This window comes from Photobacterium sp. NCIMB 13483, from assembly GCF_003025475.1.
Classification (GTDB): domain Bacteria; phylum Pseudomonadota; class Gammaproteobacteria; order Enterobacterales; family Vibrionaceae; genus Photobacterium; species Photobacterium piscicola.
In genome coordinates, this window is record NZ_PYLV01000005.1 from 1 (window position 1) to 16,441 (window position 16,441).

Consider the following 16,441-nt stretch of genomic DNA (forward strand, 5'->3'; position numbering starts at 1 on the left):
CTAAATTAGCAGCATCGTGCTTGAATGCGACTGAATAAGTTGTTCGAGCTTTTTTCATTATGTACACCATTTTGATATTAAGAGTATTTTATCCTATTTAGGTGTACAAGTTCATTAAGCCACAACAAATATATCAAAAACATTAATTGTTCCAATTGAATGTAACTTTGCATGTTTTAAGCGGTATCAAAAGATCGACAAATCATCAGCGGCTGGTTTTCATCGAAAGATAAAGAGGCTTGCTAAAAGAGCGCATAATAGAGGTGAGGTTTTTGATAACAAGAAGTATAACATTTACAAACAATGCGATATTGGACACTATCATTCATTAGCAGAAGAAAGTAAAAGTAAAGGGTATGGATTTAGATTAAACATTCAAAGAACTAATGAAGTCAGCATCAATAATATACCTATTTTTAGTAGCTATGGATTAGCAAACACAGCACACACATTACAATCTGTCCCCATAATTTAACCCTTTTATTTTGACTATTCCTAATTTATTGATTTTATGGGTTTTATAATCTAGCAAAAATTTAGGGGCTCTTATTGGTTTTTTATCTAACCTTCTGATAATAAATAGCTATATTTAAATAAGCTGCTGTGTACTGCCGAGTAGGCAGCTGATAACTATCTTAGTATCTGTTTTGCGCAGCGTATGTTGTGTACTGCCGAGTAGGCAGCTGATAACTAAAACTAAAACATTGCCTTCGCAAGTACTAAGTGTACTGCCGAGTAGGCAGCTGATAACTATTGGCGAAATAATAGGAGCTCATTTTGTTCGTGTACTGCCGAGTAGGCAGCTGATAACTTTGCCACCACACGTATATTTAATGTTAATTTCGTGTACTGCCGAGTAGGCAGTTGATAACAGGACTACGAATAACATACTGTGCAGAGCCGTGTGTACTGCCGAGTAGGCAGCTGATAACGATTACTAGGTTACAAAGTATCGATCAAATGTGTGTACTGCCGAGCAGGTAGGTACATTTATCATTAACATTGTAGTTATATCCACAAACAGCCAAGAGGCTGTTTGTTTTAATTGCGATTGAGGACTATAATCCCCATTACTACTGAAAAGTAGCTGATAAAAAACGAGCCACATTTATACGAGTTCAAGATCAATATACTGCTGAATAAGTAGATAATTAAAGGTATATTTTTCCTCGCATCACACTCAAGTACAAAACTGATTGATATACTTTCGAGTGTGATGCTTATTTTCTAAAGATTGAAACTATTTATCTAATACAATTCACTCCCCTATCCTACTTCAGGTTTTTCAACGTAAGTTTTATAACTCCTTTATGCCTCAAAACGTGTTAGCAAAGTGTTCTAACTTCTTTTTATGATGAACAATTTGACCAAACTTCAATACTGTTGCAAAGTGCTAACAGGACTATTGTTTTGATGATTTTGTTAAATGGAAAATAAAAAAAGCGTCAATGTAAGATACTCAAATCGTCCAGTTAAAGTTGCATTTATTGTTCCTTTATCTGATGACAGCACTCAGTGGATTTTAGATGGCATTTTTGACGAAGCATACACTCGTTGGGGAGGTGTTAAGTCTTTGTTGATCCCTTTCAGTAATGATGATTTTATATCTGATAGATATTTAGACTGGCTAGAACGATATGATCCGGATTTTGTTTATTCCTACGTAGATCTAACACCAGAACAAATAAATATAATCAATGAGAGATCTCTACCTATTGAAATGATAAAGCATGAAGTTCATGGTGAAGTTGAGAGGTGGAATCAATTCATTCCTAGTTGGCCTTATGGCTTCGTTCCTATTAGAGCAATTTCTACAATTAACAGCCCTTATGCGAAATACCAAGTCTGGTCGAATGAAATTCAGCCAAATATGTACATAACGCAACACTTTCAGAATGATGAATATCGATTATTACCAGATAACTTTGGTATATCTCAAGGAGGAGGTGGTTCGAATCTTGGGCGGCAGAATGTTTTCGGCACTGTTTGTTATTGTGCACAAGATCTACCCACATATAACAATGTTGGTAATGAGCGTTGTCATAGCTTAGCTGAACTTTTGGGTAAATTAGCCCAAAAACAGGTCAAAACTTTCTCAACGCTTTCGAGCATTCATTCATCAACAATTAATCACCCAAATGTTTACGAATGGTCAAATAGTTTTAATTTATTTGTTGGCGATACCGCAGAAGATAGGCTGAATTTTTGGAATAGCAGGTTGTTGTCTGAAAACAACGAACGACATGATTTTAGCGCTCTCTGTATTTCAAAAGCTCACCTTGATGACGATAACTTTTTAATAGCATTAGGTACGTTCATTAATGCTCATAATTTCAAAGGGTACGGCAATGGCCCTAATTCTTTAAGCATAAGAAGCTTATCTATTGCCAGAGAGGACTGCCAACAACTAGCCCAGCAACTGCAAAACTATACCTATAGTAGTGTTATGGTGCCAAGCAATTTCGACAGTCCAGCATTACCGAGTGAACGAGCAATCAGTGGTCATTATAGTATTGAGTCAGAAAGAACAAGGTCTCTAAAAGTCTATGAGCGCGATAATCAGTTTGTAGTAGATGAAATTGAGCACTTTAAATACCTAACGCCTGACCTATATGACTTTAAAACAGGGCAGTGTGTCTCTAACCTATATATAGAGAAACCAAAAGAAAATTATGTGGTGGTAGGTGGCTTCAATGATTGGAAGCTACCGAGACGACTTGAGGCGACATTAGCATTCACTAAAAATCGTGCAAAAGTATCTAGACATGGTTCCATTACTGTTATCCCTGATGCACCACAACAAATTTTTAATGGAATACCACAACATGAGTTAACTATTACTTTGTTCATACCTAGTGAAGAAGAAGTATTGAAGTGTCTCGTTCTGGAGCATACCCACAGGATGAGGTTTGAACGTGATATGCGTATACAATTGTTCACTAAAAAATACTATGGCTTAGAATTGTCCGATAAAGGTCAAAAACACCGTGGTGTTATCTCATTGTTTAACGGCGACCTGTCTCATGCTGGCATCTTAGCGAATTCTTACTGGCGAGAAATAGTTAGAAAGTCGATTGATAATGATAAAGCGTCATTTTCTCTTGATAAGCTAATATCAATAATTAATCAAAAAGCTCTTGTCAGCCTCGCACACATTACTGATCAGATGAGACTTGGAGATGTTGGTAAAACGAAACAGTATTTAATAAACAACCTTAAAGACACCATCGAATACTTAGTTCATCAAAATGTATTAATTCAGGAATACAGATGGCGTTGTTCATACTGCGGTAATGAAAATGGATTGACTCTAGATACAATCAAACTGGATAACAACTGCTCAATTTGTAATAAGCTGCATAAAACGCCAATTGATATGGCATGGGAATACAAAGTTGCTCCATTTATAACCTCTGCACTTATAGAGCAAAATGGATTGACCGTACTATGGGCTATCGCTCATTTAATGGATATTTACCGTCATGCACAGGCATTTTATTTGCCCGAAATTAATCTCTTTAAAGATCGTGAAGGCAATGAGAATAATGAGATTGACTTACTTGCTGTCATTGATGGTAAATTTGTTGCGGCAGAAGTTAAACTAAGTGCAGCTAGCTTTGTAGACAACCCTCACGAAGTCACTGCGTTTATTGATGAAATCCAAAGGTTGTCCCCTGATATAGCTTTTCTTATCTGTGAGCAATACTGCCAAGAGCAGATTGATGTTGATGAATATAAGGAAAAAATAGAGGAAGTAGCTGATAATATTCGTGAAAAAGCTCCTAATGTTGAAGTGAAGATTATTATTGCGAATGAGGTAGATAGCTTTACTGAGATACCCATTGAGCTAGGGCCTTACGGTGAAAGAACCCATGCGTTTCTTGAACGGTTGAAAGAGTAAATCATGAGCACAAGATCATAAGTATATTGTTGCGTAATCGTCGCTACTCTACAGCTTTTTATGATTAAGAAATGAATTTTAAAAAGGGTGAGTATTACAAATTAATCTAACTCATTTCTGTCCACAAATGAGTTAGCTAATCAGCTAACTCATACCCCTGTATCAGAATTATAAATCACAGATAGAACCTTACAGTATTCAATACTAATACCATTGCTCAGTTAAATTAGATGTTTGATTTCGATGATAGCTATTACACATAAATATACTTAAACAGTAAAAAAATATGTAAGTAACTTTCTTACAGCCAATATTCATGAATCGTGATGAACCTACGAAAATATCAACTTATGGTTGTTTTGAGTAATATCAACATATGGTTGTATTTATATTAATAAATTGATTTTAATAGAAAGATTAAATATCAGCTTATGGTTGTTTCAACAAATAGTGTTGATACAACCATAAGAAGCCGCTTTATTAGCGGCTTTTTTGTACCTAAAATAGAAGAGTGGCGATAAAGTGGCGACACCTATAAACCATAAACTGTTTTTATCTGCTCATACGCCCGTTCTAATTTATCGACTGCCAATGCTATTCGCTTGCGGGTAACACCCGTTTCAAGTTCTGCCCATTCATACGTATAACCATTAACTATCCGCAATCTTACTGCCTGCCATGTGGCTTGGGGGAAATCACGTAAAGAGTAAAGTTTGTCAAAAAACGCCCTTGTATGGACGTTGAGATTAATGATTCATGGATAGATGACCAGCCTAATCGTTGAGGTTCGAGCTCTTTAATACCTCTGTATTTTTGTAACCAGACAGAAAGTATTCCAGAGGAAGAAAGGTTTAATACCGCACTAGTGTGTGTTACCCCCTTCGTCCACATTAAATTAATCGTTTTTAACTTTGCTGTTACCGTTAAATATTGAGCCCAATAACGTATTTGACGCGATGAAATGGAATATTGTTTAACGAGCAAAGTCGATGAGACTCCCGCCAAGCATTGCTTGGCTAGGATGCATTTTAACTCTCTACTGTATTTGGACATAAAAAACCCCCAATAATTGGGGTCCAACTATTGGGGGATCAATTCATTAATGCCAGCACCTTATCTTTAGTACCGGTTTCCGCTTGATCGGCCGCTGACGATTAGCCAGATATATCCTTCCTGGCCAATTGTTGACGGACACTAATGCACAGTTTTTTTTAGTGGTAGTTGGGTTCCGTCTAGGGTTAGCATTGAGATCCTTTAATTGCTCATATTTTAATATCGCTTACTCTTGCCGATAGGCTTTAATGATATATATAATCAATCTGACCAACCGACTTAATGTAATACATAGTGCCTTTAAGTTTTATCTCTAACGATGATAATAAAACGTTTTCATACGAAATTTGTCGTCCAGCCCCTACCCTGTAATATAATTTATTAACAGATGAAAACCTCTTTGTTAGTACAAAGTCGCGTGTGTCGTTCGACGGTCGCGTTATAAAAAGATCTACTAGCGATGAACCATCAGTAACGCCAGCTGCAACATACTGCGGAAGTATTTCGTATGTATCTATTGAGCAATGACTAAGATTGAATGGTATTTCACTCATGATTTTAACTGTTTTATCTAGATTAAATGCGTTTGGCTCCCACTGATAAGGTTTTACTGGATAATTAGAAAGCACTTCAAAATTAGCAATACCTATCATATTTGGATAATTATGAGACAAGAAAATATCTGAGCCAGTCACTAGGGAATTAATCTTGTAATTGCCAAAAATAGCACTATCAGTGGAATCCATAATTACGATCGGACGAGATGATCTACAGCCTTGTTTAATTGTAAGTTTATCAGTTTCAAAATAGCATCCAGTATCTGTTGTATTTCCAATTTGCAATGATGTATTGCCACCATCACCGTAGTTAATCGTTATAGATTTATTGTGAAATTTTGCAATGCTAACGCCTAACGCTCGCTGTACGATCGGTTGTTCGCAGCTTGTAATGACAACATTATCAAACTCTACATCTATAATCATGCTGTCTGATGAATTTTGATTTAGTGCGTATTGTACCAATCCACTAATACAATCATTTATTCTCAAGCCATCGACTACCGCTTTTAAATATTTCGGATAACCCGGGGGGGCTTCTGGTTCACAATCAAACCCAGCCTGAGGCCAAGCTCCCCCAACGTTTCTGCATGCAGCATCTATTATAGTAATATTATCTCCTGCACATAGACTAATACCGTTTCTGCGCACGTTATCAATATCAGGGTTTCGTATTGTCACGTTTTTGGGGTAGCCTTTATCTGGCTCTTGATAACTATATCCAATGTATATACCATCACCCCACATGTCCTTGCAGATTGGATTATCAATTAACACGTTATTCGCGCCAGACATAATGCTAACTCCATATCCCCATTCACCTCCTGTTCCTATGTGAGTTTCTTTATCTCCAATGACGAATGGTCGTATTAGTGTGATGTTCTCCTCTGCTACCGTTAATATCTCGTAATGATCTAGGTCAGTTGATAGGGAATTAATTGAGCATCCAGCAAGCCACTCAACGGTCACATTTGGAGGGCAATAAATGTGAACTGGACGTCCATACTGATTAATAGGTAAAGTCCAAACTACACAATCAATAATTAATTTTTTATTGTGATCAGCCGCATAATCAAACGCTGCCTGAGTCTCCGCTCGTTGATCTATCAATAACCCCTTTTGAATGAAACTTGATAATAAGATGGCTAATGATTCAGTGACGAGTGATCCCTCACAAAAACGATTTAACGCCATATCTTCAACCCAAGTCGCAGACGTGATAAACGGCACATCATTCGAATTCGGCAAGTAATAACTTTTAACACTATGTTCATCTGTGTGACTAAACAACTGCAACGCATCTTTAGTTTTTACTTTTAAATTCGGTCGCCATTCAATTGCATCACGGGTAGTGTGTGAATTATTGATAGAGTCAACGTGATGGCCGGACACATAACCCGCACACGCTTTAATGCTATAAGCACCTGATTGTGGGGTAACAATGAAACCATTATCAATAAACCAATCTTTACCGTTCTGGTCGATAATTGCTTGTGCGGTATCGTTATCCATTTTTGACATGCGCTTGTGAGCATCATATTGCCAGCTAGATGGATCAACCGTGATATTGGTTGTCTCGCTAATACCTTTATATTCCGGCACGAAAGAACGCACCAAGGTATTACCCGTGATGCCCGGTGCATCTACGGTTTTATCAACTGACGGCAGAAAGTTAATGGCAACAAGCACATTGTGTTCAGAACAAAATAAACCCGACCAGTTAAACGAGAATGGGCCAACATTACTTGCCAGTGTGGTGAAATAAATCATAGAGTTTTCAGTTAAGCGACCTTGCTCATGTACTGCAGATTCATGCACCACATGTTCAGTTGGCACAATATCATCACGGTCAGGAAACGTGGAACGATTAGGTACATTGGCAAAAATAAACTTATCAATCACTAATACTTTATTTTCAGCCTGCATTTGGGCAATTAATGCCTCACCAGCTTTAGTAGTAATAACGGTTGCTGTATTGCTCATTGTTTCTCCTTGACTATGCGTGGCTTATTGCCACTACACATTCAAAATCTATATCCATTGTGTTTGGGCTCGGTAGCACCATCACTTCAAGTTTTGTTGTTGCAACGGTAATCTGCTGATCACCATCTAATAAATTAGGGTTAGCCATAATCGGCATTTCTAAATAAGTGGTGTATTGGTAGCGGCGGTAAGTTCGACCATACTGTGCGGGCTAAATTAGCATCACTGTCGTTTTCACTTGGCAGCCACTTACGCCATCAAGCCAACATTTTTCCAAAGTCGTTACGATCTAATGCCGTAACCAAGGCATCTATTTTTTTACTTTAATATCTAACACTGACGCGAACTCTTGCATTAACACACCGGCAATTTGCACCACTGTTGAAGGATTACTGCCGGCAAAATCACGCAATGCAGGTTTACTGGCTCCAACTGCAGTGTTATTCAAGCGAATTATCAAATCACGGCAAGAATACGTAATAACGTAATCATTCGCACCTATTGACGTTCTACCCAATTCGGATTTGATGAAAAACAGAAGTACACCGAACACTCATTAGTCATTGAATGATCATTATGCGTATCATTGCGTCACGGCATACTTTCTTGAAATTCGCGAAGCAGTTAAACGGCTATATTTGCGATGTTGGTCACCTGACAAAATACGGTTAGAACTAGGGCTACCCATAAAAAATGGCGTAAAACCTATTTTTCAAAACCATCAGCTAAAGGCTACCCTGCATATGGTTTTTGGATGGGTAATAAATTGAAAGGTGAACGCAAAAAATATTGGACACCCATAATTGTTTATCTAGCTATTTTCATCCCAACAAAAAGTGATAATGAATTGGCTCACAGCATGTTGAATTTGCAAAGTAAAGATAAGGCTACACTATATTTTCAACGAAGGTAAAAGTCATAACCCCATGAAAATTAAATAATTTAATATTTCTTACTTTCTAAATCATTAAAAAGTATTTGAAAGATAAAATACGCTATCAAGATCATGATATTTATGAATTAAATTGATTATCATGGCTGGGCTTTAGAAGTGTGCTTTTGCGTGAAAGTAAGAATGCTTATTAATAAGCTGTTATATAACAATGGAGTGTTACGTGGATTACCAAGTATTTAGCTTAAGTGAAAGAAGTGACCTTATAGAACAAGTAGCTAGCTTAGATAATAACTCATGGCCTGTTTTCTTACAAAATAGTGATGCTGTAAGTTGGTCTAGTTTCTACAGTGAATTAAGTGATTATGTTTTGGTATTAACCCAGAGTGACACTGTAATAGCAGTTGGTTTTACTGTACCTGTTACTTGGAATCAGAAAGTGGAAGGACTGCCACAGAGTATTGAGTCAGTAATCCAACAAGGTATTAAAATAAAAGAGATTGGAGAAACCTCTAATACTCTTATTCCTGTTGGTGCTTTAGTTGACTCTAAGATTCAAGGAAAAGGGCTCAGCTCTATTGTTTTAAAAGAAATGAAAAAACTAGCTAATAGTTTAAATATCGATACATTAGTTGTACCTGTACGCCCAACGAAAAAATCATCTTATCCATTACAGTCAATCCACTCATATGCACATTGGAGAAGAGAAGATGGTTTACTTAATGACCCTTGGCTTAGAGTACACGAAAGACTGGGCGCTGAAATAATCCATATCTCTGAATGCACACTGCAAGTTAATAGCGATTTATCTAATTGGTCTTCTTGGACTAACATGGTGTTCCCTGAATCAGGGCAATATATTATTCCTGGTGCACTTAGTTACCTAGAAGTTAATATTGCTTCAAATTTAGGCCTGTATCGTGAACCAAATGTTTGGATGAAACACCCAATGTGAGTTCACTGGAAATACTGTATAACAAATAAGGATATGTGTCTCGCAGCCGACACCTATCCTAAGTATTGGACAAGCCCAAGCCACCTTTTAAGTAAATACTGAATATCATGAAGAGTGATACTGAAAAGAAGTCAAGCGTTCTCTTTACTTTTCCTAATAACTACCATCAGAAATAGGGCTAATACTCTAAGCCAATTTCTGTCCAATTTTAAGTTAGTCACATAACTAACTTCAATATGATCAAATTTTCCGTACCAGGGTCATTTGAACCACACATAACAGTAAAAAATATGTAAGTTGTTTTCATAACTAGAGGCCACTTTGATGTGGCCTTTTTTATTTTAAATAATATACTTATATATCTATCAAAGTATTAATAAATCATTAAACGATTTATTTTTGTAGCACTAATTGATTATCTTTTAATTGATATATTTGTGATTTAGCGACGTCTGCTGGTAAAGCATAAGGCGTGTTTTCACCATGGGTTTTATAATCAATTTTAATCATTAGCGGATTATTGCTAACAAGGGCAATTTTTTCGATATTAATTCGATCACCAATAAAAATATTGGTCAAATTATCAAGTTTTTTATTGTGCTGTTCAAATACGGATAAATAGTAAAATGTACCACTACCCGAATTCGTGGTTACAAAAGATGTCGCAATATATTTACCTTGTTGGACAGCCTGATTAGCATTAAGGTAAATAGTCACATTATCAGCACCATCAAGTGTTTGATATTCACCCATAAGATAAGGTTGTTGCTGTAATTTTTTGATTGAATTTAACGTAATACTCGCAGTTGTATCAGGTACTTTGACTTGCCATTGCTGAGGTTGAGTTGCAAGCTCTGCTAATGTTATAGGCGCTTCTGTACGTGCTACTGTATAAAAAACACCGCCTCCCAATATGATTGCAATAACTAATGTCATCCACTTTTTCATCATCTTCCCTTTATATTATTAAAGTAAAAAAGCAAGATCGCTCATTCACTAAGATCTTAATGTTAAATATTTATTGGCAATAACCATACCTAAAATCATAGCAGCAACAAAAACAAAGACAGCATAATTACCACCACCTAAATTAGTGATTGCAGGGCCTGGACAAAAACCAGCCAACCCCCAACCAATACCAAAGACAATGGCGCCCACCGTTAATTTAGCATCAATCTTATTACTATTTTTAGGCGCTATTGCATCACCATTGATGGCTGTTTTACGTTTTTTTATCAGCAGATGATAACAAGGTGCAAACACGAGCAGAGCTCCTAGCATCACAAAAACAAGGCTTGGATCCCATTGACCAAAAATGTCTAAAAAAGCGATCACTTTATGAGGGTTAACCATTTCTGAAATAATCATTCCAGAGCCAAATAGAACACCGGTAATAGCACCAACAACAATACGGTTTATCTTTAAGCTGCCCATTATAAATCACCTAATAAACGACGAATAAATACAACAATAATGGCTGACATCATAAACACGCAGGTTGCATAAATTGAACGTTTAGAAAAACGTCCCATGCCAACAATACCATGACCACTGGTGCATCCATTACCTAATCGCGTACCAAAGCCAACCAATAAACCCGCAATTAAAACAATACCTATATTCTGTTCACTAATCGTCGGCAACGTTACGCCCAAGGGGGATAGAATAAATACGCTTAAAACCATTCCGACTAAAAATGCAATTTTCCACCCTAATTCTTGTTTTTCTTGCTTAATCACACCATTAATAATGCCACTGATTCCTGCGGTCCTACCAATAAACAGCATCAATATCACCGCAGATAATCCAAGTAACATGCCACCCAAAAATGATTGCCAAGGTATTTGAAAAGTCATACTCACCTCACCTTAATCTTGATCACAAAAAATATCATGGAAACTGGTTATAAGTGCTGTAATACGCTGATCAGCTAAAGAATAAAAAACCGATTGCGCTTCTTTACGAATAGTGACGATGTCATTTTTTCTCAGCACAGCCAAATGTTGTGAAAAAGCGGATTGACTTAATGTCGAGTTAAGTTGCAATTGATTGGCGCTCATTTCTCCATCAATTAACTGACAAAGTACGATCAACCTTTCAGGATGGGACATTATTTTTAAAAGTTCAGAAACCTCTGTCGCTCGTTGTTTCATTTCATCAAGATGCATTATTTATTATCCAATCACCATAATAGAGCCTTTATCTTACGCTAAAGATAATATTAGGCAATTCTAATTTAGATTAATCTAATATAACATCATCACCTATACTCTGTTTCGATAACTTCAGCGACAGAGTCTTCTTTGATCACTATTTTTCGTTCACAGGTTCATAAACTGATAATACATCACCAATATTTACCTGCTCATGCATGTATTGCGAACCACCTTGGTTGTCACATGCCCGTTGAACCTCAATTTGATAGACTCCTTCAATTGCAGAGTCACACAGCGCATAAGCACATTTTAAGCCATTGGGTAACTTAACGGTGACGTGTGCACCGACATTAAACGGAGGCAAAGCACCAAGATCGGTACGACTTAAATAAAAGCGTTTAACTGCTGCTTGAACGATAATTTTAACCACTCGCATTTCTAATTTAATTAGTCCTTCAAGGCGTGAATGCCAATTTTCAATCTCGTTCGTTGCTAAACGACGTTGGAAAACACTTTTCACCTCGATCCCTAATGTCGGTAATGACGCAAGTTCTGTAGTGGCGGCTAAATTATCCATTTCGGCATAAAGATAATGCTGCACACGAGCAATAGTCCATTGTGGATAAGGACGTTCAATCACCTCTATTTCATCATTACGAGTAATTTCTCCCTCTTGCAGAACACGATAAAACCAACCTGTTTTACTATTATGTTGTGAATAGCGTGCAATCGTGGGTTCTTTAAAACGATGATTAAGCTTAAAACACGGTTGCCTTGGTTGTGTCACTTGTAATATCACTGAACCAACAGCAACCTTATCGCCAATACAGATATTATGTTCATTCATACCCGCTACGACTAAATTTTCCCCATAGCCGCCATTGTTAAATAATGGCGCTGATTTAGGAAATAAGAGGGATAACTGAGCATAATGATCACAATCAAACTGCAACACGGCTCGTTCTAAACCACCATGAAAGCGCTCTGCTTGTTCATCCCCAACACATCCTAATACTGTTACCTGAACTTGATCTATTGGCGCTTTTTCAATACCGCTTCGAAAAAAATAATCTTGCCCTGTAACTCGACCATAACGTAGCTGTTCAACGATTGAATGTGGAAGCATAATGACTTTCCTAATAGTGGTATTGATATCACAGCGATAAAAAAGGCCGCTTAAACCACTGAATATACGGGTTTTATACGGCCTTAAATATGCTGTTATCAGTAAACTTATTTTTGTAGTTGTTCTTTAGCAGCTTCTACTTTTGAAAAATCCAAACCTAGTTCTTCAACCGCTTCTTTAATTAATACCGGGTTTTGCATTACTTGTGCCATTAGCATTTGTAGTTTGTCTTGCGGTAAACCTAGCTGGCTAATGGTTGCCATTGCTGCTAGAGGATTTTGAGTCAGCGTTTGGAAAATACTGCTGATCTGCTCATCACTAATATTATTCTCTTTCAACAACGCAATAATTAGATTCATTACACTACCTTTTGTGATCATTAAATGAAATGAGTGACAGTTTAACATTTGACGACACCTTGTTGCACCATCAATAAAAAAGCCGTAAATAACACAAGGTTAAATACGGCTTTAAAACATCATTAATTAGTACCTATTATGCTTAGTAATGACCAATATAGTGCCAATTACCATTGCTAGGATCTTGGTCTGACGGCCATGGGAAATAGCCATAGTGGGTTGTCTTTAAACGGTAATAATGGGTTTTACTATCACGGAAATCATAGGTATAAATATCACCGACATTCCCTTTTTTACCATTATCACCCCAGTTACCAAAACTGTCTTGTTTATACCAATCAAGTGCTAATTGCTCAAATACCGCTTGGTTGGTACTCATTTCCAGCACCAATTGATTCAGCGAATTATCATCCGCTACATAAATCCAATCACGATTTGACGCTTTATTGGTTGGGAACTCACCACCTTGAGCTGGTATTCTTTGAATAAAGTATTCATTAATACCCTCAGCGGTTGGATTAATGAACACCGCGCTATTTGAACTATTCCAAGTCGTGATTGTACGTTGATCCCAGGTAAATAAAGCTGACTGCTTAAAGTAATGCTGAATACGTTCAACATTCGATACCATGTCACGATTTAATATCAGTGGGTTGAAGTCAAAATTAACATAAGATTCCGCTGAACCTAAATATTTCCAATCATTATTACTGCGATGGTCCGTAGGGAACTCTCCCGCGATGACTGTTTTCATTAAGAAATAATCACGGGTATTAAGTTCTGTATTAACATGAACATAAACAGCCCCTGCCCGCTTACGTTTATGCGTTACGCCATTATTCAATTCACCATTACCATAACGATCAGCAACCCATTGATCAAACTGGTTAATCGTTTCAAAATCAAGATGTGCTAAATCGCTTTGTTCCGTAAATGATTTTTGTGACTCAATCGCTAGATCGTATCCTTGACCCTTGCCGATGGTAATCGCTGCCGCAGGATATTCAGTGTTAGCGATAAAGGTACGAGCATCTAGTCTCACTTGACCTAATTCATCAAAGTTTATGTCTGGCTGTTTATCGGCAATAAATTGGTCAAGATAACCGACAAACGCCCACTCACTGTTTGATTCACCAGCACCAGGGAAATACCAATAATGTTGCTTTTTCAATTCAAAAAGTTCAACACGGCCATTACGATGATATTCAAACACATCACCGATTTCCCCCCTACGATTATTCTCACCCCAAGCATAAAAACGATCTTGAGCAAACTGAATTAATAGCTCATCTCTTACTATCGTTTCTAAACTGGTTTGAGGACAATCAATAGTCACGGTTTGCGGCGCACGATCACGCGCTAAGTTAAAATGCAGTTTATTACTTAAACCGTTATTTTTACGGCTGCCATCAAGCCCAATAACCTGCTGTGAATTATCACCATAAGTCACCGTTGCCCAACATTGCCCAGCAACCGGTTGAGGTAACTCATACACATTACCTGAGCTGCCATATAATGCAGGATAGACATAGCTGGTATTGATCTGTTGTGGATCATAAAAACCCACCACCGTCATTACATCAACCCCTTGCACGATTGGCTTTAATTTAGTGGTTGTTAATACAGGCTCAAATTGTTGTTCGACCGCATTCCAATGGCCATAGCCACTTGTCGCCGTCGTATCAAGATAATCTTTAGTCTCTAAATAGTGTTGAATACGCTTTGATGAATAGCCGGTAAATAATGGATAGCTGGACGTTGATGAGTCAAAACCACCGCCACCCATAGGATCTGCACCATAACCATAATGAGTTTTATATGGCGTAACCATAATATCGCCATAACCATATTCACCATCAACTTTTGACCACCAATTAAGGTTATCTGCCATGTAACCGCGATAGGCATCATAGCCCCACCCAGTGGTTGCACCATGGGTTGCATTAACGTGACCACCAGGATAATGACCCATACTCAAGGCGTGTCCAATCTCATGGGTGACTTCATTTCCCGTAGTATCCGCAAGCAGTACCATGCCATTACCGCCAGACAAACCATGGGTATAATCACCAATATCACCTTTGTCATTTTTATAACGACCAACAGAGTGACCAATAACAATAGCAGGGTAATTATCAGCTTGCCATTGACTAGGACCTGAACTGGCAACGCCATAATTTGCATTGGCAATACCAAGTTGAATTAACGACTTCGTTATATCTTCTCGCATATCACCGCTATGAATGCCGGGAGAAGCATAGTCACTGTATTGGGTTTTGATATCACCATTAGACATCACCACTTTATCTAACTTAATAGGTAAGTAATTACTGATCGTCATTGATGCTAATGGGAACCGTTGGAAAAGCTCTGAGCCGTAATGTGCAGTTTGTAGTTCTAATGGTTTTGCTGCTGGCGGCTCAGTTAACATACCAATTCGAATCATAGGTAAATCAAGATGAGCAGGAGCTGCAAAATCAATTCGATCTGCTGTTAATTCACCACTTAAACCACTATAAGTTGAAAACTGTAAACTTAACCCTTTCTCAACCCAGTTCCATGGCAAAACTGTTGTGAATGAACGTTTGGAGTAAACCACATCTTTACGATCATCGTGATTAGCACGGTCTGATTCTAAAATTTGTAGAGGATTCGTCATTTGACGAGTCTCAAGTAATACACCATCTTTGAATATTTTCAGTTCAACGCTTTTAGGTTCATCGTTAGCCATTGGAGTGACAACAAGTAAAGCTTCACGTTGAGAGACAATTCGTTGTTGTTCTTTTTCATCATTACCAAAAGGTTCTGCTGTTTGGTTTTGAATAAAACGTATTTGTGCAGCAAAATCACCACTAAGATGATTAGTAATAGGCTGTTCATCAATAAAGCCGTAAGCATCAATTAAAGCTGCGTTAATAAGGTAGACAATCTTTCGAAGCCGCACTAACTAAATCTTTATCACCCGCAAGGTATTGAACATTACATTGTTTATCTTTATCCCATTGTTCTAAATAGGTATAACCAAATTGGTCATTATAAATATAAACGCCATCCATTTGGTTAACTAACTTCCATGGCATTTGAATAAAATCAAACATAGCCTCAGCGGAACGATCTGCATAATCAAAACCATCAACAAAAGGCATAAAAGAAGGTAAGTTGTTGGCTGTAATTGGGTATAAATAGCCGTTATATTTTAGAAAACGTTGTCCATTGCGGATTTCAATATTAGCAGGATCATTGATCAGCTTTTGCGCTTCAATAATTCGTTGCAATACACGTGTTTTCATTTGCTCAAGTTGCTGCGTCGCGTCAGTTGATGCGTTTAAAGCAGCCAAACTAGTCGCCGAATAACTGCATAACAACGCACTAATTGCGAGAGTAATAGATTTAATATTCATGTATAAACCTTATTTGTAATAACCATAAGAAATATACATATAAAAGCATATTTATGCT

The 16,441-nt window shown here is 37.4% G+C and carries 14 protein-coding genes and 1 CRISPR repeat array; of the genes, 3 read left to right on the forward strand and 11 right to left on the reverse strand.

Going from position 1 to position 16,441, the window contains the following annotated elements; translation table 11 throughout:
* The first annotated feature begins 130 nt into the window (after nucleotides 1-130).
* A complete protein-coding gene (gene cas6f, locus C9I86_RS20385; protein ID WP_369925145.1) occupies nucleotides 131-475 on the forward strand; it encodes a type I-F CRISPR-associated endoribonuclease Cas6/Csy4 in 345 nt (114 codons plus the stop codon).
* Between the two features lie 128 nt (nucleotides 476-603).
* Nucleotides 604-984: direct repeats of the CRISPR family, unit length 20 nt; unit sequence GTGTACTGCCGAGTAGGCAG.
* A 442-nt stretch (nucleotides 985-1,426) separates the two neighbouring features.
* Nucleotides 1,427-3,901 carry a hypothetical protein gene (locus C9I86_RS05770; protein ID WP_107275896.1) on the forward strand — a complete coding sequence of 825 codons (2,475 nt, stop codon included), beginning with the start codon at nucleotides 1,427-1,429 and terminating at the stop codon, nucleotides 3,899-3,901.
* Between the two features lie 1,298 nt (nucleotides 3,902-5,199).
* Here the strand turns inward: C9I86_RS05770 and C9I86_RS05780 are convergent.
* From C9I86_RS05780 to C9I86_RS20015, 3 genes are all read right to left on the reverse strand, one after another.
* Nucleotides 5,200-7,494 carry a phage tail protein gene (locus C9I86_RS05780; RefSeq protein WP_107275898.1) on the reverse strand — a complete coding sequence of 765 codons (2,295 nt, stop codon included), beginning with the start codon at nucleotides 7,492-7,494 and terminating at the stop codon, nucleotides 5,200-5,202.
* A 13-nt stretch (nucleotides 7,495-7,507) separates the two neighbouring features.
* Nucleotides 7,508-7,642, reverse strand: a complete 135-nt coding sequence (locus C9I86_RS20335) for a hypothetical protein (protein ID WP_255418361.1) — start codon at nucleotides 7,640-7,642, stop codon at nucleotides 7,508-7,510.
* A gap of 162 nt (nucleotides 7,643-7,804) precedes the next feature.
* Complete coding sequence (locus tag C9I86_RS20015) at nucleotides 7,805-7,942, reverse strand: hypothetical protein (RefSeq protein WP_158258922.1); 138 nt, start codon at nucleotides 7,940-7,942, stop codon at nucleotides 7,805-7,807.
* A 667-nt stretch (nucleotides 7,943-8,609) separates the two neighbouring features.
* Between C9I86_RS20015 and C9I86_RS05790 the strand changes: the two genes are divergently transcribed.
* Complete coding sequence (locus C9I86_RS05790; protein WP_107275900.1) at nucleotides 8,610-9,341, forward strand: hypothetical protein; 732 nt, start codon at nucleotides 8,610-8,612, stop codon at nucleotides 9,339-9,341.
* Between the two features lie 393 nt (nucleotides 9,342-9,734).
* Here C9I86_RS05790 and C9I86_RS05795 read toward each other — a convergent pair whose 3' ends face one another.
* From C9I86_RS05795 to C9I86_RS05830, 8 genes are all read right to left on the reverse strand, one after another.
* Nucleotides 9,735-10,289, reverse strand: a complete 555-nt coding sequence (locus C9I86_RS05795; protein ID WP_107275901.1) for a hypothetical protein — start codon at nucleotides 10,287-10,289, stop codon at nucleotides 9,735-9,737.
* 48 nt (nucleotides 10,290-10,337) lie between these two features.
* Nucleotides 10,338-10,775 carry a YeeE/YedE family protein gene (locus C9I86_RS05800; RefSeq protein ID WP_107275902.1) on the reverse strand — a complete coding sequence of 146 codons (438 nt, stop codon included), beginning with the start codon at nucleotides 10,773-10,775 and terminating at the stop codon, nucleotides 10,338-10,340.
* Nucleotides 10,775-11,197, reverse strand: coding sequence for a YeeE/YedE family protein (locus C9I86_RS05805; protein WP_107275903.1), 423 nt, complete (start codon nucleotides 11,195-11,197; stop codon nucleotides 10,775-10,777). Before C9I86_RS05805 ends, C9I86_RS05800 begins: the two co-directional genes overlap by 1 nt.
* Before the next feature lie 12 nt (nucleotides 11,198-11,209).
* Nucleotides 11,210-11,509 (reverse strand): helix-turn-helix transcriptional regulator, encoded by a 300-nt coding sequence (locus tag C9I86_RS05810; protein WP_080155568.1) that lies wholly within the window; start codon nucleotides 11,507-11,509, stop codon nucleotides 11,210-11,212.
* 142 nt (nucleotides 11,510-11,651) lie between these two features.
* Nucleotides 11,652-12,623, reverse strand: a complete 972-nt coding sequence (locus tag C9I86_RS05815) for an MOSC domain-containing protein (protein WP_107275904.1) — start codon at nucleotides 12,621-12,623, stop codon at nucleotides 11,652-11,654.
* Nucleotides 12,624-12,730: 107 nt separating this feature from the next.
* Nucleotides 12,731-12,982: a DUF2999 family protein gene (locus C9I86_RS05820; RefSeq protein WP_107275977.1), complete on the reverse strand. Its 252-nt coding sequence runs from the start codon at nucleotides 12,980-12,982 to the stop codon at nucleotides 12,731-12,733.
* 142 nt (nucleotides 12,983-13,124) lie between these two features.
* The gene (locus tag C9I86_RS05825; protein WP_107275905.1) at nucleotides 13,125-15,926 is read right to left on the reverse strand and encodes a M66 family metalloprotease; all 2,802 of its coding nucleotides are present in this window, start codon (nucleotides 15,924-15,926) and stop codon (nucleotides 13,125-13,127) included.
* On the reverse strand, nucleotides 15,895-16,383 hold the full coding sequence (locus C9I86_RS05830; protein WP_107275906.1) for a hypothetical protein: 489 nt from the start codon (nucleotides 16,381-16,383) through the stop codon (nucleotides 15,895-15,897). Before C9I86_RS05830 ends, C9I86_RS05825 begins: the two co-directional genes overlap by 32 nt.
* Nucleotides 16,384-16,441: the final 58 nt, after the last annotated feature.